12 protein-coding genes are annotated in these 20,856 nt (G+C 58.4%); 11 read left to right on the forward strand and 1 reads right to left on the reverse strand.

Annotated features, from left to right (window positions below):
- Positions 1 to 2 precede the first annotated feature (2 nt).
- The 11 genes from HPT27_RS09440 to HPT27_RS09490 all read left to right on the forward strand — a co-directional run bounded on the left by HPT27_RS09440 (position 3) and on the right by HPT27_RS09490 (position 19,613).
- Positions 3 to 1,274, forward strand: coding sequence for a molybdopterin molybdotransferase MoeA (locus tag HPT27_RS09440; protein ID WP_172242231.1), 1,272 nt, complete (start codon positions 3 to 5; stop codon positions 1,272 to 1,274).
- A gap of 112 nt (positions 1,275 to 1,386) precedes the next feature.
- The gene (gene mobA / locus HPT27_RS09445; RefSeq protein WP_268935737.1) at positions 1,387 to 2,061 is read left to right on the forward strand and encodes a molybdenum cofactor guanylyltransferase; all 675 of its coding nucleotides are present in this window, start codon (positions 1,387 to 1,389) and stop codon (positions 2,059 to 2,061) included.
- On the forward strand, positions 2,058 to 2,603 hold the full coding sequence (moaB, locus tag HPT27_RS09450) for a molybdenum cofactor biosynthesis protein B (RefSeq protein ID WP_172242234.1): 546 nt from the start codon (positions 2,058 to 2,060) through the stop codon (positions 2,601 to 2,603). Before mobA ends, moaB begins: the two co-directional genes overlap by 4 nt.
- A 180-nt stretch (positions 2,604 to 2,783) precedes the next feature.
- The gene (locus tag HPT27_RS09455; RefSeq protein WP_172242237.1) at positions 2,784 to 3,488 is read left to right on the forward strand and encodes a chalcone isomerase family protein; all 705 of its coding nucleotides are present in this window, start codon (positions 2,784 to 2,786) and stop codon (positions 3,486 to 3,488) included.
- Positions 3,489 to 3,707: 219 nt separating this feature from the next.
- Positions 3,708 to 6,302 (forward strand): putative bifunctional diguanylate cyclase/phosphodiesterase, encoded by a 2,595-nt coding sequence (locus HPT27_RS09460; protein ID WP_172242240.1) that lies wholly within the window; start codon positions 3,708 to 3,710, stop codon positions 6,300 to 6,302.
- A 246-nt stretch (positions 6,303 to 6,548) separates the two neighbouring features.
- Positions 6,549 to 8,423 carry a DUF1302 domain-containing protein gene (locus HPT27_RS09465; RefSeq protein ID WP_172242243.1) on the forward strand — a complete coding sequence of 625 codons (1,875 nt, stop codon included), beginning with the start codon at positions 6,549 to 6,551 and terminating at the stop codon, positions 8,421 to 8,423.
- A gap of 19 nt (positions 8,424 to 8,442) precedes the next feature.
- On the forward strand, positions 8,443 to 9,813 hold the full coding sequence (locus HPT27_RS09470; protein WP_211197915.1) for a DUF1329 domain-containing protein: 1,371 nt from the start codon (positions 8,443 to 8,445) through the stop codon (positions 9,811 to 9,813).
- 112 nt (positions 9,814 to 9,925) lie between these two features.
- Positions 9,926 to 10,882, forward strand: coding sequence for a WD40/YVTN/BNR-like repeat-containing protein (locus tag HPT27_RS09475; protein ID WP_172242246.1), 957 nt, complete (start codon positions 9,926 to 9,928; stop codon positions 10,880 to 10,882).
- 9 nt (positions 10,883 to 10,891) lie between these two features.
- The gene (locus HPT27_RS09480) at positions 10,892 to 13,288 is read left to right on the forward strand and encodes an efflux RND transporter permease subunit (RefSeq protein WP_172242249.1); all 2,397 of its coding nucleotides are present in this window, start codon (positions 10,892 to 10,894) and stop codon (positions 13,286 to 13,288) included.
- Between the two features lie 351 nt (positions 13,289 to 13,639).
- Positions 13,640 to 18,700, forward strand: coding sequence for an NAD-glutamate dehydrogenase (locus tag HPT27_RS09485; RefSeq protein WP_172242252.1), 5,061 nt, complete (start codon positions 13,640 to 13,642; stop codon positions 18,698 to 18,700).
- A 232-nt stretch (positions 18,701 to 18,932) separates the two neighbouring features.
- Entirely contained in the window at positions 18,933 to 19,613 is a 681-nt protein-coding gene (locus HPT27_RS09490; protein ID WP_172242255.1) for a GNAT family N-acetyltransferase, read from the forward strand.
- Between the two features lie 47 nt (positions 19,614 to 19,660).
- Here HPT27_RS09490 and HPT27_RS09495 read toward each other — a convergent pair whose 3' ends face one another.
- On the reverse strand, positions 19,661 to 20,752 hold the full coding sequence (locus tag HPT27_RS09495; RefSeq protein ID WP_172242258.1) for a matrixin family metalloprotease: 1,092 nt from the start codon (positions 20,750 to 20,752) through the stop codon (positions 19,661 to 19,663).
- Positions 20,753 to 20,856: the final 104 nt, after the last annotated feature.

A 20,856-nucleotide genomic window follows, 5' to 3' on the forward strand; every position in this document is an offset into this window, starting at 1 on the left:
TCATGATGTCGTTTGCAGCGGCGCAAGCTTTGTTGCGGCAGGCCGCCACGCCGCTGACCGCGGAATCTGTCGGGCTTACGCAAGTGCTCGGCCGCATCGCGGCCAAGGCCGTGCTCAGTCGGGAGACCATACCGCCCTTTGCCAACTCGGCGATGGATGGCTTTGCGGTTTGCAGCACTGATTTGCGCGAAGCATCGGCAAGCAACGCCATCACGCTGCCAGTGCAGGGCATGACGGCGGCCGGTCAGCCGCCGGCTGTGGTCGCGAACGCGCGTGGCACGGCCTGGCGCATCATGACCGGCGCGCCGATTCCGGTTGGCTACGACGCGATCTTGCCGATCGAAACCGTGCAGCTGTCCGCCGATCAATCCCGGATAAGCGTCAACGCGGCGCCGGCTTCTGGTCAGCATGTGCGCGCACAAGGTGAAGATTTTGCGCTGACCGAGCCGGTGCTCGCCCCGGGCACTCGAATCGGTCCGGCCCACATTGCAGCGCTGGCCAGCACCGGTATCGCTGAGGTGTCGGTTGTGCGGCAACCGCGAGTGGTCCATTTTGCCACCGGCAATGAGCTGGTCGCGGACGCGAATCAGCCGCTGGCGGCCGGACAAATCCGCAATTCCAACAGTCCGTTTCTCAGTGCCGTGCTGGCGCAGCAAGGCATGCTGAGCCAGTTCGGTGGGCAGTTGCCCGATGAGGCGTCGGCAGTGCTGCGGCAGTTGCAACAGCTCTGTGCCGGCACGCCCGGTGATGGCGTCACGCCGGATATCATCCTGACTACTGGCGCGGTTTCGGCCGGTGATTTTGATTTCATTCCGCAGGTGGTTCGTGAGCTCGGTGGTGAGGTGATTTTTCACAAGATCAGCATCAAGCCGGGCAAACCGATTTTGTTTGCCAGATTGCCGAACGGTAGTCTGTTTTTTGGCCTGCCGGGCAATCCGGTGTCGACGGCGATTGGCTTCCGGTTTTTTGTCCTGCCTTTATTGCAGCACATGCAAGGCGTGCCCGAGCCAGCGCCAGTGTGGGCCGCGTTGTCGGGCGAGCTGCACAAACCGAAAGCCGATTGGCGACATTTTTTGAAAGCGCAATTGTCTGTCGATGGCGATGGCTTGCTGCGGGTACGCGCCCACAGTGGTCAAGAGTCGCACAAGATCAAGCCGCTATTGAACAGCGATGTCTGGCTGGTGCTCGATGAAGGCCGCTGCGATTTTCGCGAAGGGGTGCGAGTGCCGGTTGCCAGTTTGTTCGGTGACGCGCTGCCGTGGCGGTTGAGCTGAACTAGATGGTGTTGTCACTGGCGAGCGATTCAGCGCTGTCCTTGCACAATTCAAAATTAGTTCTGCGTGATCCAGAACCGCTACTAAAACAAGACCGGAGAATCTGCCCGCCATGCCGGTGCCAACAACAGGATTGATCCTCGCCGGTGGCCGGAGTTCACGGATGGGCCGGAACAAGGCCTTGTTGCCCTTGCCAGCGTCGCAACCTGATTCGGTAGCGAACGCTCCGACTTTGCTTGACCACATGCAAGCACTGTTGCGGCAAGCGGGCTGCATTGATGTGCTGATCAGCGGCGCCGAGGTTGGCGGCCTTGCCGATCGCGTTGCTGACGCCGGCCCGTTGGCGGGCATCGACAGTGCCTTGACGGTGCTGACTGGCGCTACAAAGTCGCCGCATACCGATCTGCAGCATACGGATCTGCAGAATAAGGATCCGCGGTATACACAGCCACAGCAATTGCTGGTCGTCCCGGTCGATATGCCGGCACTGTCGCCACGCTTGCTGCAGGAGTTGTGCGTGGCCGCAGCCGGGCGCTGCGCGTTGCATTACGAAGACTGGTTGTTGCCCTTTGTGTTGCCGCTCAGTGCATCGTTTTCAGAGACTTTGCCGGCAACGGTGGCCGCGATGCTGCGGACCGAGAGCAACCGATCCATTCGCGCACTGTTGCAGCAGCTGGGCGCGCAGACCTTGCCGGTACCGGCGAACGCAGCCGCGCAATTTTACAATCTCAATACCCCACAGGAATGGCAGCAGTGGTGCGCCGATGCTGCCGGAGTCAGATCATGAAAAGCCATGCCACCGAGTTGTTGCCGTTGCAAATTGCTGTGCTGACCGTATCGGATTCGCGCCAGTTGGCTGACGACCGTGCCGGTGACTATCTGCAGAACCAGTTGCTGGCGGCCGGCCACGTGTTGGCGGCGCGAACCTTGCTGCCGGACAACAAGTATCAGCTGCGGGCGCAAGTCGCCACGTGGATTGCCGACAGCAAAACCCAGGTCGTGTTGATCAATGGCGGCACGGGCCTGCGCACCGATGGCGACAGCTCGACCGCTGCGATTCAGCCATTGCTCGACAAGATGGTCGATGGTTTTGGCGAGCAATTCCGGGCGCTGTCGTTTGCCGACATTGGCAGCAGCGCCATGCAGTCGGGAGCGTTTGCCGGTGTTGCCAATGGCACGGTCGTCTTTTGCATGCCGGGATCGCCATCCGCCTGCGCCCTGGCCTGGACGCAATTGATCGCGCCACAACTGGATGCCCGCACCCGGCCGTGCAGTTTTGCTGCCGCGCTGAAGGGCAATAGTGGCCGCTGCGCGTCAGTTTCTGGCTGAACTGGTAATTCTGCACTTGCTTTTTTGATGCAGGCCAGCATCTGGCCCTTGACGCTTGCGCCGGGGCTGTTATGTTGGCTGTGAAAACCTGATGGCCACGGAAGCAATCGGGATGAAAGCAGGTTGGCAGATGGCGAGGATGCGTAACGCTGGTGCCGACCCACTTCGGGGGATAGTGGGGTGAGTAGCAATCGCAATGCAGATGGCCTGCTGTCGCGGATAAAGCCGATGCTGGCCATGGTGCTGGCACTGGTGGCCACCGCGTCGGTATCAGCCGATGATCAGGTCAATACCAATACGCTGGCCTCGGGGGCCGAGGTCGTACTGAACGGCGTCGGAGAAGCCCGCGAGCTGACCGGCAGCCTTTATCTCGGTGCGCTGTATCTGGAGCACCGCAGCAACAATCCGGAGGTGGTGGCCACCTCGATCTGGAGCAAGCGCATCGCCATGCGCATCAGCGCCGAGAAATTGTATGGGCGGCGGCTGGGGCAATTGTGGCGCGAACGCATTGCCATCAATTCGGACCGTAAACTGGTCACTGATCTCGGCAAGGAGATCATGCAGTTTGTTGATGCCTTCAAGGATACCTATATCAAGGGTGATGAAATTGATATCGATTTCACCCCGGATAAAGGCACAACGATCAGCGTCAACGGCACCCAGATCGCCAAGATCAAGAAACCGGAGCTCTATGAAGTGCTGCTGCGGGCGTGGGTGGGGGACAAACCGCCGACCGCCCAGTTCAAGGTCGGGGTGATGGGCAACGCGGACGATGCGACGGCCATTGCGCTGCAGCAACAGTTTGCGGCGTTGAAGCCAACAGCCAAGCGCATTGCCGAGACCAGTACCTGGGCCAAAAAAGCGGAAATCGCTTCAGGCGGCTGATTCTGCTCCCGGCAAGCCAAAAGCCGTGTCGACATCGTCGACACGGCTTTTTTTCTGGCTCTGCAACCCCGACGCTTGACCCGATTGACCTGGCAGGGCATACAGTTGGTGCAAACAACGACTATTGTGTAGGCGGTAGTGATTGTCCCAAATCCTTATCGCACCAGCGGTCGCCGCAAAAAACGCGATCGTCGCCAAAAATAACAAGGAGCGTGCTTGATGTTCGTGCAGTCGTCGGAGCGGGGACTGCTTACAGGTCTGTTGCTGAGCCTGGTGTTGGCCGCCTTGCTGCCGTGGCTGCCGATTCCAGTCTCTTTGCTTGTGCTGCGCATCATCAGCGCCGGCTTGCTGCTGCTGGCCATGGTTCTGCTGTGGCTATTGCTGCGTTCGCTCAAACAGCGCCATTCCCAGCGCCGTTTTGTTGAAGACTGGAATCGCGGGCCCGACGTCGCTTCCGCTGCTCTATTGGCCGACATCAAGGGCCAGGTGCTGGCACAGCGGGTGACCGTCTCCCATCTGCTTGATATCAGCAGCGAACAGCTGTCCACCACGCCGCTCGACCGCTCGGTCTTTGCCACGACCCCCACCGCTTGGCCGGAATTGAAGCAACGCTGCCTGGAAGGACGCAGTTGGCAGGGGCTGATCGAGGCTGATGGCCGTCGGCTGTCGATTTTCGCCTATCCGGTTGCGACCGAAGCCAGCGGCTTTGGCCAACTACTGGTGCTGGAATTTTCCGAGTCGCAAGGGGTTGCGCCGGATACCGCGGCGGCACTGCTGGCGCGGTTGCCGGTCGGCATGCTGGTGCTGCGCGGTCGCCGGGTCGTTCAGGTCAATGACAGCTTTTGCCTGTTGTTGGGTGCAACCCGCGAGCGGGTCGAGAACAAGACCACTGCAGAAGTGTTCGGCGCGGCCAGTCCGTTTGAACAGGCCTTGCTGCAAACCTTGCCCAAGCTGATGCAGAACGCCCAGGTCGAAACGGCGGTGGAATTGCAGCGGCACGACGGCCGCAGTTTCTGGTGTGAACTGGTGTTTTCTGCCCTCGAGCCGGGCCAGCCGCAAGCCGGCTTGCTGGTGCTGTTGGCCGATGCCAGCGAAGCCAAGCGCCGTGAAGAAAGCCTGCGCCAGGCCGCTGTGGTGTTCGACGCGGCGTCTGACATCATTCTGGTGCTGGATGCCGAGCGCCGCATCCGAATGGCCAACGGCGCTTTTGCCCGCATCACCGGCTACGTGACCAATGACGTTATGGCCAAGCCACCGCGGCTGCTGTTTTCCAGCAAGCAGCCAGCCGAGTTGTACGAGCACATTTTTGCCCAGGTGCAGAAACAGAATGTCTGGCAGGGCGAAATCTGGTGCCGGAAAAAAGATGGCACCGTCTATCCGCAATGGACCAGCATCAATGCGGTGCGCAATGATGCCGGCCACATCGTCGAATATGTGTTGATCGCCTCCGACATCACTGAACGCAAGCGGGCCGAAGAGCGGCTCAATTATCAGGCCAATTATGACGCGCTGACCGAGCTGCCGAATCGAACCTTGTTTGTTGATCGCCTGCGTCAGTCGATGTCGCGGGCGCGCCGCGAGGGAACCAATCTGGCGCTGCTGTTTATCGATTTGGATCGGTTCAAGAACATCAATGACAGCATGGGCCACTCGGCCGGTGACAAATTGCTGGTGTCGGTGGCCGACGCACTGCGCAGTTGCGTCCGCGAGAGCGACACCATCGCCCGCTTTGGTGGCGATGAGTTCGCCGTGATTCTGTCACCGATTTATGGCGCCAAGAATGCCGGCACGGTTGCCCAGACCCTGCTCAAGGTGCTGTCGCGGCCCATCAATATCGATGGTTACGACTGTCTGGTCGGTGGCTCCATCGGCATCAGTATTTTTCCCGGCGACGGCGATACCCCGGAAGATTTGATCCGCAATTCCGATGCGGCGATGTACCGAGCCAAAGACAGCGGCCGTAATACCTACGAGTTTTTCACTGCGGAAATGCAGCAGCAGGCGTTGGCGCGCATCGGCATGGAGCGCGATTTGCGCTACGCCATCGAGCGGCAGGAATTTGTCCTGAACTTTCAGCCGCAGCTCGGGCTGGCCACCGGCGATGTGATCGGCATGGAAGTGCTGGTGCGCTGGGAGTCCGGCACCCGTGGTTTGGTTTCGCCGGGGGATTTCATCAGTCTGGCCGAAGAGAACGGCCAGATTCTGGCGCTGGGCGAGTGGGTGCTGAAAGAGGCTTGCCGGCAATATGTTATCTGGCACCGCGAAGGCATTGCCCCGAGCTATATCGCAGTGAACGTATCGGGCCGGCAATTCCGCACGTCGCAGTTTCCCAAGCTGGTGCAGAGCATTCTGGAAGAAACCCAGATGCCGGCAACCGGGCTGGAGCTCGAACTGACCGAAAGCTTTTTGATGGAAGACGAAGAACATGTGATGCGCACGCTGGGCGAGTTGCGTGCGATGTCGGTCAAGCTGTCCATTGATGATTTTGGTACCGGCTATTCGTCACTCAGCTATCTGAAGCGCTTCCCGATCTCTACCCTGAAAATCGACCAGAGCTTTGTTCGCGATATCCCGGGCGATGATGAAGATGTCGCCATTGTCTCCGCCATCATCCGGATGGCGCACGCCCTGAAACTGGACGTGGTCGCCGAAGGCGTGGAAACGGCTGAGCAGCAGCGTTTTCTGCATGAGCTGGGCTGTCACATCATTCAAGGCTTTCATTACAGCCGACCACTCAGCGTTGCCCAGTGCAGTGAATTTCTGCGCGAGCAATTCGAGCGCAGGCAGGCAATCGCTACTGTCGAACGTGCCTGAAATTTGCTGAACCTCAGTCAGTTTCTTTCGTGTTGCGATGCAGCAAAATGGCGATTTTCTGGCCGAAAAATGCCCTTTTTCTGGCAAGAGGTCGGGCCGCTTGCGACACCTCCAACCTGTTGTTAGTATCGGCCGTGCGTTTTCAGGCCTCGCTGGTCTGCGCAGTTTCGCCGGCCAGCGGCGAACCACTCATCCAACACATCTCGGGGAAGGTTCACAATGACAAAAACAGGGGAAAAGCAAACGATGTCTGCTCGTCTGCATAAGTTGACTGCCGTAGCCAGCGGTGTGTTGTTGAGCATGGCGGCCGCCCAACCGGCCAAAGCCGTGGATATTTCGGCCGGTAATTGGGAAGGCAGTTTCGACTCCACCTTCACCGTCGGCGCCGGCTGGCGGATGGAAGACCGGGATGAGGCCAAAATTGGCAAAGCCAACGGAGGTACCGCTTGGTCGAACAATAATGATGATGGCAACCTGAACTTTGATAAGGGCGAAACCTTCTCGAAAGCGATCAAGGGCCTGCATGAGCTTGATCTACATCATGCTGATGGCTACGGTATTTTCGTTCGCGGCACTTGGCTCTATGACTATGAGCTGATGCGCGATGACCGCGAATTCAAGGAATTGTCGGATGCGGCCCTAGACCGTCAGGGCGAAGATGCTCGGTTACTGGATACCTATCTCTATTTGGGCGGCAACCTGTTCGAGAGGCCTTTCCAGGTCCGGATTGGTGAGCAGGTCTTCAACTGGGGTGAAAGCACCCTGATCCAACACAGTATTTCCGAAGCCAACGCGCTCGATCTGGCCAAACTACGGGTTCCGGGAGCCGAACTGAAGGAAGCCTTTATCCCGGCCAAAGCTATCTGGGCTTCATATCAGATCGCCGAAAACGTTGGCGTCGAGGCCTATGCCCAGTTCGAGTGGGAGCCGGTAGTGTTTGATTCGCCAGGCACCTTCCTGTCGACTCAGGACTTTGTCGGCGATACCGAAATCAATGAAGATGCCCAGCTTCTGACTCCTGGCGGTTTGGTGACGGTACCGAGTGCCTGCAATGGTTCGCTTGGCATGGTTCATTTGTTGTTTGGCCAAGTGCCGGAAAGCAACGCGACCACACAAGCCTGCCGGACAGCTGATCGTGATGCCTCTGACCATGGCCAATTCGGTGTCAAGCTGAGCTGGTTGTCAGAAATGCTGGGTGACACTGAGTTTGGCTTCTACTACATCAATTACCACAATAAACGGCCGGTGATTTCGGCGAACGCTCACAACGGTACGCTTGTCGAAGGCTTCTTTGAGTATCCGGAAGACATCAAGTTGCTGGGTATTTCGTTCAATACTTCGACCGATAGCGGCTGGTCGATCGCCGGTGAAGTGTCGCAGCGGCAAGACGAGCCGCTGCAGATCGATGATGTCGAGTTGCTGTTTAAAACCTTGGAACCAGTTGGCTTGATTGCTGCTGGTACGAGCCAGATTACGCCGGAACGCGCGGCGCTACCGGGTCAGGAAATTTCCGGCTATCGCCTGTTCGATACCTACCAAGCACAAATCACCCTCACCAAGTTGTTCGGTAGTTTGATCGGGGCCGACCAGTTTACTTTCCTGACCGAAATTGGTGGCAACTGGATTCCGGATTTGCCGAGTCAGGATGAGCTACGTTTCGAAGTCGCCGGCACCTCCCGTTCGGGAAATCCGGACCGAGCAGGTTTTGGTTTGGGCTATGCCGCAGGCACCCACGGATTCACCTGCGTGCAACGAAACGTACGCCCAGATCTCTATCCCACTACCGGTGCATTTGGTGAGTGCGAAGGTACTGAAACCAATGAGTTTGCCACGGCTAACTCTTGGGGTTATCGGATGATCGTGCGGGCCGAATATAACGACGCGTTTTGGGGTGTCAACGTGACCCCGCGCCTTGTTTTCCAGCATGACGTTAAAGGCTATACCCCGGCGCCGATCAGCAACTTCATGGAAGATCGGAAGGCCGCGACGTTTGGCGTGACCTTTGATTATCTACAGAAGTGGCGCTGGGATATTAGCTATTCCGCGTTCTTTGGCAATGATGATCAGGATCCGCTGTCGGATCGTGACTTCATCTCCGCTTATTTGAGCTACTCCATCTAAGTCAGACGGGATCAGCAACATGCAGACACTGAATAAGAAAACGCTCGTCCTTTCCGCTCTGCTGGTGGCATTTGCCGGCAGTGCGGCTGCAAAAGTCAGCCCGGATCAGGCTGATCGGCTGGGTAAGGATCTGACTCCGACCGGCGCTGAGCGCGCCGGCAACCGGGATGGCACCATCCCGGCGTGGGAGGGTGGTATCACCAAGCCGCCGGCAGGTTTTGTCAAAGGCAAGCACATGGTTGATCCGTTCCCGAACGACAAAGTGTTGTTCACGATCACCAGCAAGAATGCCGATCAGTACAAAGATCAGCTTTCGCCTGGCGTGCAAGCGCTGCTGAAAACCTACCCGGACACATTCAAGATGAATGTGTATCCGACCCGGCGTTCGGCAGCATCACCGCAATACGTCTATGATGCCATCAAGCGCAATGCGACGACTGGTGAACTGCTGGCCAGCGGCAACGGTTTCAAGGGCGCCGCCATCGGCGTGCCGTTCCCGATTCCGGCCAACGGTACTGAGGCGATCTGGAATCACATCACCCGTTTCCGCGGTGTGACCGTGACCCGCGATACCGGCCAAGCCGCCGTGATGCCGAATGGTGCCTACACGCTGGTGAAATTCCGTGATGAGCTGGATCAAGCTTACATGCGGCCGAACATGACGCCGGAAGAGCTGGAGCGTGACAACCTGTTGTTCTTCTTCAAACAATGGGTGACTTCACCGTCGCGTCTGGCCGGTACGGCCTTGCTGGTTCATGAAACCCTGGATCAGGTGGCCAAACCGCGTCAGGCCTGGACCTACAACACCGGTCAGCAACGGGTGCGTCGCGCACCTAACGTGGCTTACGATGCGCCGGGTACCGCCGCTGACAACCTGCGTACGACCGACGATTTCGACATGTTCAACGGCTCACCAGACCGTTACAACTGGAAGCTGATCGGCAAGAAGGAAATGTACATTCCGTACAACTCCTACAAGCTCGACTCGAACCAGCTGAAATACGATCAGATCCTGAAGGCCGGTCACATCAATCAGGATTACGTTCGTTGGGAGCTGCATCGGGTTTGGGTCGTCGAAGCCACGCTCAAGGACGGCATGCGTCACGCCTACAAGAAGCGTGTGATGTTCCTCGACGAAGACAGCTGGCAAGTCTCGGTTGCTGACATGTATGACGATCGCGATGTGCTCTGGCGCGTGTCGGTTGCCCATGCCATCAACTATTACGAGCTGCCGGTGCAATGGTCGACGCTGGAGGTCATTCATGACCTGCAGTCGCGCCGTTACCTGGCTGTCGGCCTCGACAACGAAGACGAGCCGTACGACTTTGATGCCAAGCGGACGGCGTCTGACTTCACCCCGGACGCGCTGCGACGTCAGGGCCGGCGTTAAGTTCTGCCCGCGCTGTACTGCGGCAGCGGCCGGTGCGAACCGGCCGCTGCCATTTCCGGTCGGCTAAAATGGCCATACTGTTGTTTTCGATTTCCCTGCTGTGAGCACAACCGTGATCCGAACTCTTTCCCTCATCGCCGTTGGCGTGCTGGCGCTTGCCAGTCATGCCAATGAGGCGGAGCTGGCGCCGCGTGCGACCAAGAGCTTGATGCTCAACCTGACCGAACTGGCCGACGGCCGTTATGTGGCGGTTGGTGAGCGCGGCCATATTCTGCATTCGGATGATCAGGGCCAAACCTGGCAACAGGCACCGGCTCCGACCCGTGCCACGCTGACTGCGGTCGCTCGCAGCAATGGCCATGTATTTGCCGGCGGCCACGATGGCGTGCTGCTGGTCAGCAACGATCGCGGTGACAGCTGGAATGTGCTGCGGTCAGAGCCCAGCAGCGATCAGGACAATCCGATTCTGGACATTCATTTCAGCACCGAATCGATTGGCTATGCAGTCGGCGCTTATGGCTTGTTTTTGCATACCAACGATGGCGGCCAGACCTGGCAGCAGGAAGAGGTGGCGGCCTTCGATTTGCCCGATTTTGGCTTTCCGCATCTGTATCGGCTGATCACCCTGCGTGACAACAGCTTGCTGGTGGTGGGTGAGGCCGGCTTCGTCGCCCGCTCCACCGATCAGGGAGCGAACTGGACCCGTTTGAATGTGCCGTATGAAGGTACGTTTTTCACCGCCCGGCAAACCGCGTCAGGTGCGCTGATTGTTGCCGGCATGCGCGGCAATCTGTTCCGCTCGGCCGATAACGGCGCCAGCTGGAGCCATATCAATACCGGAGTCCATTCCGGACTGAACGATATCGCCGTGGGCACCGGTGAAGTCATTGTTGTTGGCATGGACGGCATGATGCTGATCAGCCGTGACGATGGCCTGAGCTTTGCCCGCCAGCAGCGCAGCAACCGCAAAGCCATTGCGGCCGTCGAGCTGGTGGGTACCGAACAATTGTTGATCGCCGCCGAAGATGGCGTATCCGTGCAGTCGCTGGCTGCCGAGCAAGCGAAGTAAGAGGTTGCCATGCAGACAGGTTCCACCAATCAACAAGCGGGTTCGCTGAGCGGCGTGGTCAAGTCGCTGTTTGATGCCCGCAAGATCGTACTGGCCGTATTCGGCCTGATTACGCTGTACATGCTGTGGTCGGCGGCGCATCTGAAAATCGATGCCGGATTCAAGAAAAACGTGCCGCAAGAGCACGAATACATGCAGACCTATTTCCAGTACCAACAATCGTTTGGCGGCGCCAACCGGGTGTTGATCGCGCTGGAAGCGGTCGGCGATGACACTGGCAAGGCCGGTGATATTTTCACCCCGACCTTTTTCGAACGGCTGGAAGCGGTCACCAAAGCCGTACAGTCGGTAAAGGGCGTCGACCCGTCGCAGGTTTCCTCGCTGTTCACCCCGAATACTCGGTTCACCGAGATCACGGAAGAAGGCTTTGAAGGCGGACCGGTAGTGCCGGCCGATTTCAAACCGGTACCGGAAGATTTGGAGCGGGTACGTGAAAACGTACTCAAGGCCGGCATCATCGGCCGGCTGGTTGCCAATGATTTCTCGGCGGCGATGATCAGCGCCCAGCTGCTGGAAAATGATCCGCAAACCGGCGAGAAGCTCAATTACATCGAGTTTGCCAAGGCGCTGGAAGCCGATATTCGCGGCAAATTCCAGGATGACAAGGTCAAGGTCCATATCATTGGCTTTGCCAAGGTCATGGGTGATGTCAGCGACGGCGCCAAAGGTGTGCTGGCGTTTTTCGCCGTTGCCATCCTGATCACGGCGGTGCTGCTGTTCATTTTCACTCGCTCCGGCAAGCTGACGGCGTGGTCGATTGTTTGTTCCTTGATCGCGGTGATCTGGCAGCTGGGCTTGCTGACCACGTTCGGTTTCGGCATCGACCCGATGTCAATCCTGGTGCCCTTCCTGGTGTTCGCGATCGGGGTGTCGCACGCCGTGCAGGTGGTCAACGTGTTTGCCACCGAATTTGTCGGCGGTAAAACTCCGCTCGATTGCGCCAAGCTTGCCTGCGAGCGGCTCTGGGTTCCGGGTACTGCCGGTTTGCTGGCCGAGATGCTCGGCTTCCTGACCTTGCTGCTGATCAAAATTGACATCATTCGCGAGTTGGCCATTACGGCGGCGATTGGTGTCGGCGTGGTCATCTTCACCAATCTGGTGTTGCTGCCGCTGCTGCTCAGCTGGACCCGTCCGGGCAGCGGTTTCGCTGCGGCATTTGCCCGCCAGCAGGCCATTCAGGGCAAGTTCTGGGATTCGATTGCCGGCTTCGCCCGCCCCGGTCGCGCCGCACTGACCATTGTGGTGGCGTTGGTGCTGTTCGGTGTCGGCTTCTGGGGCTCGCAAAAACTGTATGTCGGTGACTCGCAAGCTGGAGCGCCACAGCTGCGGCCGGATTCGCGCTACAACAAAGACACTGCGTTCATCACCAGCAAATTCTCGATCGGTGTCGATCTGATTTCGGTCATTGTTGAGGTCAAGCAGCCGCCGGAAGGCAGTGAAGAGGCCGCCAACGGTATCCAGGAAGCCTGTTCGAATTTTGACCGGCTCAATGCCATCGACGAGTTCGCCTGGCACATGAGCAACGTCGAAGGTGTGCAATCGGTGGTCAGCTTGGCCGATATCGCCAAGATCGTGAACTCGGCAACTTCCGAGGGCAACTTGAACTGGCGGGTGCTGTCGCGCAACCAGGACGTGTTGGCGCAGGCGACCCAGCGCATCCCGTCCTCGACCGGTCTGCTGAACAGTGACTGCAACGTCGTGCCGGTGATGATCTTCACCCAGGATCACAAAGCCGACACCATCAGCCGGGTCATCGACGAGGTCAAACGCTATACCAAGGCCAACAGCCGCGACGATTTGACCTTCCGGCTGGCAACCGGCGCCGTCGGCGTCATGGCCGCGACCAACGAAGCGGTGGCCGCCGCCAAGTGGCCGATGCTGCTCGGTGTTTATGCCGCCGTGACTCTGTTGTGCCTGATTGCTTTCCGCAGCGTTCGCGGCACCATCTGCGTCATTCTGCCACTGGTGCTGGTGTCGTTCCTGGCCGAAGCATTGATGGCCGGGCTGGGTATCGGTCTGACCGTGGCGACGTTGCCGGTGGTGGCGCTCGGCGTCGGCGTCGGGGTCGACTACGGCATCTACATCTTCTCGCGCATGCGCGGCCTGCTGCGCGCCGGCCAGAGCGTCGAGTCGGCCTACCGGGAAACCCTGCACGTCACGGGCAGCGCGGTGTTCTTCACCGGCCTGACCCTGGCCATTGGCGTGGCCACTTGGATGGTCTCGGCGCTACAATTCCAGGCCGACATGGGCAAGCTGCTGACCTTCATGTTCATCGTCAACATGATTGGCGCAGTGCTGTTGTTGCCGGCACTGGCTGCGTATCTGTTCCCGCGCAAGAAAAAGTAAGTAGCCGGGTTGCCCCGGAAAACGACAAAGCCGACCCTGTGGTCGGCTTTGTCGTTTCTGCAGCCCCGATCAGCGCATGACCAATCAGCGCTGCACCCAGCAGTTTTTCCCTTCGGCACGACCGAGCATAAAAACGCAGAGTGTTGACTAGACTAAGCAAGCGTTTTGCGCGGGAAAATTGCTCATATTTATGCGCACCACTGTGGTGCGATGAGTTGCACCAAACCGTGTATTTCCACCGCCAATGGCCTAGAATTGCCGGCATTTTACGGGCCGGCGCCAGTTGGCCGTTTTCTGCTCATCTGCAGGGTTGTTGTCAGACCCAGATGTTCTTACACCGAGGTTGTCTCCATGCCGCAAGCAACGTCAGCAAATTCATCCGCTCAATCGAATGTCGTCATCGACGGTGTCATTCAGGCACTCAAGGCGCGCTTGCCCGCCAAACAAGTGGCGCTGGCGGGAGATTTTGCCCGGCTGTTCTACAGCTCGGTATCGGAAGAGGATCTGGCGCGGCGCAGCGCGGCCGATTTGGCGGCGATTGCCGCCAATCTGTGGCAATACTTGCAGGACTATCAGAGCGGCCGCGCAGCCGTTCGGGTCAGTAATCCGAGCCAGAGCAAAGAAGGCTGGCAGACCCGCAACACGGTCATCGAACTCAATGTCGATGACATGCCTTTTCTGGTCGACAGCGTGCGCATGGAGTTGAACCGTCTGGGCTTGACGGCCCATCTGCACGTGCACCGGCCGATGCGGATTCAGCGCGGCAAAGACGGCCGCATCGAGAAAGTCGAAAAGATCACCACGCTGTCCGGCGCCGGCTGTGAAACGCCGATGTTTATCGAGATTGATCACATTGCCGACGCCGGCGAGCGCAAGCAACTGGAGCAGGATCTGCTGCGGGTACTCGGCGATGTCCGCCTGACCGTCAGCGGCTACCAGTCGATGCGGGAAAAACTGGACAGCATCAACGACGAGCTCAGCAAGAATCCGCCCGCCATTGCGCCGGCCACCGTTGCCGAAGCGCGTGACTTCCTGAAATGGCTGCTCGACGATCATTTCATCTTCATGGGCTACCGCGCCTACGACGTGGAAAAAATCAAAGGCGATTACAAACTGAACCCGGTGCGCAAATCGAGCCTTGGCTTGCTCAGCAAGGACGATGCGAGCGCGCAACCGGTAGTGTTGTCGACGCTGTCGCCGGACGCCCAGAAAGTGGCCTTGAACAACGAAGAGCTGGTGGTGCTGACCAAGACCCGCACGCTGTCGAGCGTGCACCGGCCGGGCCAGATCGATTACATCGGCATCAAGCGTTACAACGACAAAGGCGATGTGGTGGGCGAACACCGCTTCTTTGGTCTGTATGCCTCGACGGTGTACAACCGCAGTCCGCGCAATATTCCGGTCATGCGCAAGAAAATTCTCGAAGTTGTCGAGCGTTCCGGCCTGGTGCCGAACAGCCACGATTTCAAGGCGCTGCGTGACATCATTGAAACCTTCCCGCGCGATGAACTGTTCCAGATGTCGTCAGAAGAATTGCTGGCGATCGGCATGGGCGTGCTCTACATCAAAGAACGGCCAATTGTCCGCTTGTTCGTTCGTCGCGATCCGTATGGCCGCTTCTTCTCCTGCTTTGTCTATGTGCCGCGTGAACTGCACAACACCAAGTTGCGGTTGAAAATGCAGGCCATTCTGGCCAAGCATCTTGGCGCCAAAGCCGACGAAATTCGGTTCAGCACCTGGTTCTCCGATTCGATTCTGGCGCGCGTACATTTTGTCGTACCGGTCGAGAACGCGGGTCGGGTCAAATACGATGTCAAAGCCATGGAAACCGAACTGCGTGATGCATCGGTATCCTGGGATGAGCAAGTCAAAGAAGCCGTCGTCGCCCAGTACGGTGATGCTGAAGGCAAGAAGCTCGCAGCCAAATATCAGGATGCTTTCCATGTCGGCTACCAGGATGAGAACAGTGCCGCGGTCGCCCTTGAAGACATCAAGCATCTCGAATCGCTGTCCGACAGCAATCCGCTGGCGATGCAGCTGTATGCAGCGCCGAATGCCGAGCAGGGCGCGCTGCGCTTCAAGCTCTATCAACGGCTGAATCCGGCGCCGTTGTCGGATGTCCTGCCGATGCTGGAAAACATGGGCCTGACCGTTATCGGGGAGACCCCGTATGAGGTTGAGCGCAAAGACGGCAGCGTCTGCTGGATTATGGATTTTGGTTTGCAGCCGCAAAATGCCGCAGCCTTGGATCTGAATGCGGTCAAGGATGTGTTTCAGCAGGCCTTTGCCGAAACCTGGGCCGGCAAAACGGAAAACGACGGCTTCAACCGCTTGGTGCTCACCGCCGGCTTGAATTGGCGCGAAGTCAGTGTGCTGCGCGCCTTTGCCAAATACTTCTGGCAGATCGGTTTCACTTTCAGCCAGAGCAGCATCGAGCAGACTCTGGCGGCTTATCCGCAAATCGCCCGCAAGATTGTTGAATGGTTCAACGCCCGCTTCGAACCGGGCAAAGCCAACGAGAAAAAGGCGCACGCCCTGCTCGATGAAATCAAGGCCGAGCGCGCCAAAGTCGCGACGCTGGATCAGGATCGCATCGTCAGCCGGTATCTCGATGTGATCAACGCCACGCTGCGAACCAACTTCTTCCAGCCGGGCAAGGACGGCGAAGCCAAGGCCTATATCTCGTTCAAGCTGAAACCGGCAAAAATTCCGGATATTCCGAAGCCGGTGCCGATGTTTGAAATTTGGGTGTACAGCCCGCGTGTTGAAGGCGTGCATTTGCGCTTCGGCAAGGTTGCCCGTGGCGGTCTGCGCTGGTCTGATCGCCGCGATGACTTCCGCACCGAAGTGCTTGGTCTGGTCAAAGCTCAGCAGGTCAAGAACACGGTGATTGTGCCGAACGGCGCCAAAGGCGGTTTCTTCTGCAAGCAGATGCCGAAGACAACCGATCGCAAGATCATCCAGGCGGAAGGCATTGCCTGCTATCAGATGTTCATCCGTGGCTTGCTCGATATCACTGACAATATCGTTGCCGGCAAAATCATTGCGCCGCACCAGGTGGTCCGGCATGACGAGGCGGATCCGTATCTGGTGGTTGCGGCCGACAAAGGCACTGCCACGTTCTCCGATATCGCCAATGCCATTTCGCTGGAGTACAACCATTGGCTCGGCGATGCCTTCGCCTCCGGTGGCTCGAACGGCTACGACCACAAAGGCATGGGTATCACTGCACGCGGTGCCTGGGAGTGCGTCAAGCGCCACTTCCGTGAAATCGGCAAGGACATTCAAAACGAAGATTTCACCGTCACCGGTGTCGGTGACATGTCGGGCGATGTGTTCGGTAACGGCATGCTGTTGTCGAAGCACATCCGACTGCTGGCGGCGTTCGATCACCGGCATATTTTCCTCGACCCGAATCCGGATGCCAGCAAGAGTTTTGTCGAGCGCCAGCGGCTGTTCAATCTGCCGACCTCGAGCTGGGATGATTACGACAAGAAGCTGATCTCGAAAGGCGGTGGCGTGTTCCCGCGCAGCGCCAAGTCGATTCCGCTGTCGGCGGAAGTGCAGGCCATGCTGGGCGTCAAGCAAAGCGAAATGGCGCCGCCGGAATTGATGCACACCATCCTGAAAATGGAAGTCGAGCTGTTCTGGAATGGTGGTATCGGCACTTATGTGAAGGCAGCCAGCCAGCGCCACAACGAAGTCGGCGATCGCGCCAACGATGCCATTCGGGTCGACGGCCGCGAACTGCGGGCGAAAGTCGTCGGTGAAGGCGGCAACCTCGGCATGACCCAGCTCGGCCGTATCGAGTACATGCTGAATGGCGGCCGCGGCAACACCGACTTCATCGACAACGCCGGTGGCGTCAACACCTCCGACAACGAAGTCAACATCAAGATCCTGCTGAATGCGCTGGTGACCGATGGCAGCATGACCGAGAAGCAACGCAACAAATTGCTGGCGGACATGACTGATGATGTCGGCAGCAATGTGTTGAAGGACAACTATCGCCAGAGCCAGAGCATTTCGGTGACCGAGTCGCGCGCGGCCAGCATGGTGAAAGAACATATCCGGTTCATTCATCAGCTGGAGCGGGAAGGGCGTTTGGATCGGGCGCTGGAATACCTGCCGAGCGATGATGAGATGCAGGAGCGGCTGGTCAAAGGCAAGGGCCTCACCCGGGCTGAGCTGGCGATTCTGACTTCGTACGGCAAGATGAGTCTGAAAGACCAGCTCAACGTGCCGGAAGTGGTCGAGGACGTGTTCTATCGCGACATGTTGGCGAGCTATTTCCCGCCGCTGATGCGCAACAAATACGCCGAGCCGATTCTGCAGCACCGCCTGAAGAATGAAATCATCGCGATGCAGTTGGCCAATGACATGGTCAACTTCGGTGGCGCCAATTTCGCTCACCGGATGGTCGATGAAACTGGCGTCAGTTTTGCCGAAGTCGCTTCCTGCTTTACCTTGGCGCGGGAAGTCTTTGCCGTCGACAAGTTCTGGGAGCAGCTGGAAGCACTCGACAACAAAGTGCCGGCGGCTTTGCAGCTGGATGCGATGCACGAATCGCAACGACTGATCCGGCGCGCGGCGCGCTGGTTCATGCGTCAGCGGCGCAAAAATGCCGGTCTCGCTGAAGAAATTGCCCGCTTCAAACCGGCGGTTGATGTGCTGCGCACACAGCTGCCGAAATTGCTCGAAGCGAGTGAAGCGGCCGATCTGGCCGGCGACAGCCAACGCTATATCGAACGCGGCTTGCCGAAGAAGCTCGCCGAAGAACTGGCGTTCATGAGCACTTTGTTCTCAGCGCTGGACATTGCCGAAGTGGCAGAAGAGCTGCAGCAACCCGTCGCGCTGGTTGCAGAAACCTATTTCAAACTGGGTTTCCGCACCGATCTGCATTGGTTCCTCAGCCAGATCGTTCGCCAGCCAGTCGAGAACCATTGGCAGGCCTTTGCCCGTTCGGCGTTCCGGGAAGAGCTGGATTGGCAACAGCGCCAGCTGACCGGTGCCGTGTTGAAGTTGACTGGCAAGGATCTGGATGCCAACAGCCGGTTGGAAAATTGGCTGCAGGACAATGCCGAGGCCAAACGCTGGCTGCAATTGCTGACCGAATTCCGGACCAGCAGCGCCCATGAGTTCGCCAAGTTCTCGGTCGCGCTGCGCGAGCTCGGCATTCTGGTGCAAAGCTGCCAACGGCAGGTCAGCGCGGGGGTCAAGGTCAAGGCCGCCAAGGCGACCGGCAAACCGGCTAGCAACACTGCAAGTAAAGCGGCTTCGCCCAGCAAGTCCGCTGCCGCTAGCAAAAAGGCACCGGCAAAAGCGGCGGTGACGAGCAAAGCAAAATCCGGCAAGGCCAGCACCGGCAGCAAGGCCAGCGCGAGCAAGAAGAAGGGCGATTTCCGGCGTTAATGCGCTGCGAGTTGCCGGACCGGGGAGGGCGGTATCTGTTGCGGATACCGCCCTTTGTCATTTTCGGGCGCGATAATCGCACCGAACCGCTTGCAGGGGACCGGTCCGTTTTGCGGAGCAACATACAATCTTGTGAAAGTGAGCGCTACCAAAGGGAAATTTCGCGGTAGACTCGGGTCAAAATCCGCACCAACAAAAAAACACCTGAGCTGCAGTTCAACGTGAGACCCACATGGAAGTCGTGACCCAAATCGCTCCACCCCGGGAGCGTCAGGCAGCACGGGCCACCGTTGCCGCCCGCATTGAACAATTGCCAACGCTGACGGCCATGCTGGGCCGGGCCTTCGTCGATGATCCGCTGATCCAGTTTATTGAACCCGATCCGGTGTGGCGGCAGAAATTGACGCCGGTGCTTTACGGCGCGGTGCTGCGCTATTGCCTGCGTTACGGTCAAGCCGACATCACCAGCGATGCCAGTGCGGTTGCCTGCTGGCTGTTGCCGAGTCATTGCCAACCGTCACTGGTGCGGGAATTGCGCAGCGGCATGTGGGCGTTGCCGTTCCGCGCCAAGACCAATGCGCTGCGTCGGCTGCTGCGCTTTGATGCGCTGGCAAAGGCGCTGCGTGCCGAATTCGGCGGCAGCAATCACTGGTATCTGTGGAGCCTCGCCGTTGATCCGAGCCAGCAGCGCAAAGGTCACGCCAGCACCTTGATGCGCTCGGTGCTGACCCGTGCTGATCGCAGTGGCGAAGTCTGTTATCTGGAAACCCAGAATCCGGTCAACGTGCCAATCTATCAACGCTATGGCTTTGTCCTGGCGGCCCGCGCCGAACTCGCTCCGGGCGTGATCATCCACGCGATGCGGCGAGAACCACAGGCCGCGCAAGCGCCGAGCCGACGCACTTCGGCCTAAAAAAAAGGACGCCACATGGCGTCCTTTTTTTCTGCTGCTGCCAACGTTCAATTGACCCGAATCGGAATATAGGTCGCATTGTTGGCTTCACTGATTTCGCCAATGGCACCCGAGCGGTCAATCACTGCACCGAGCCAGTAGTTGGTTCCGGACACCAGATTGTTTGGGATCACCAGATTGACCTTGAAGGTGTGCACACCGTCGCGGCTCAGCGTCAGCGAACCGGTGCCAATCAGCGTGTCGGCGGTGCTGATCAGATCATTGGTCGAGACATAAAAGCCCAGATCCGCGGTCTGCGTGTTGGCGCCGTTGTTCTCGGCGGACAATTCGAACTGAACTGTCTGGCCCTTGTTGACGGCGTAGCGGCGGGCACCTTCAAAACTGGTGCCGGACAATTCGACGCCGCTGGTGTTGTACAGCTTGGTGCGTTGATGGGTGCTGTACTCGCCGCTGGCACCAAGGTATTTCCACTGGGTCAGCGCGACATCTTCACCACTGCCGAGGCCATACAGAGACACGGCTCCGGAACTGGCATCCTCGCCAAAATACGCACGGGCGACGCCACCGTTGGCATGAATGTGGGTCCAGTCCTGACCCATGATGTTGTACTCGGTGTTGACGTGATTCAAACCCAGCGCATGACCGATTTCATGAATGGCTGTTGTCTGAATCGGTCGCGAGCTGCCGCCATAGGGCCACAACGCGGTTGGCGTGGTGCTGGTGGTATAGGCAGTGCCGTTGTAGAAAACGATATCGGTTTCATCGATCGAAGCGTGATAGCCAAAAAGCCAGTAGCAGGTTGACCAGGTGTAGGTCACTGCCGGGCTGTAGGCCGAGTCGCTGCTGAACCAGATCTCGTTCTGGCCGTTGTCGAAACCGACACTGGTATCACCCGAACTCAAACTGAAATTGAACGGGCTCGGATTGTCGTTGACCCGCGCCACTGCAGTGCTCAATGCGCTGAGCCAGCTGCTGCCGGCCGGAAAGCCGACCGACGACGAGCGCAGCGTGATGCTGTTGGAACCCCATTTCACTTTCTGATCGCCACATTCATTCCAACTGGCGGCGTGAGCCATGGAACTGGCGCCGGCGAGCGCGCCGAGCAGCGCGAGGCTGCGGAATAATTGACTCGATTTCATGTTGCCACTCCTGTGCAAATCGGTATTGATCACGTCATGACATCCGTTCGTTGAACGCGATCAAATGGATTGGTGATGCAAAACGGTTGCAGGTGAAAACCGGC

The organism is Permianibacter fluminis, from assembly GCF_013179735.1.
Taxonomy (GTDB): Bacteria; Pseudomonadota; Gammaproteobacteria; order Enterobacterales; family Permianibacteraceae; genus Permianibacter; species Permianibacter fluminis.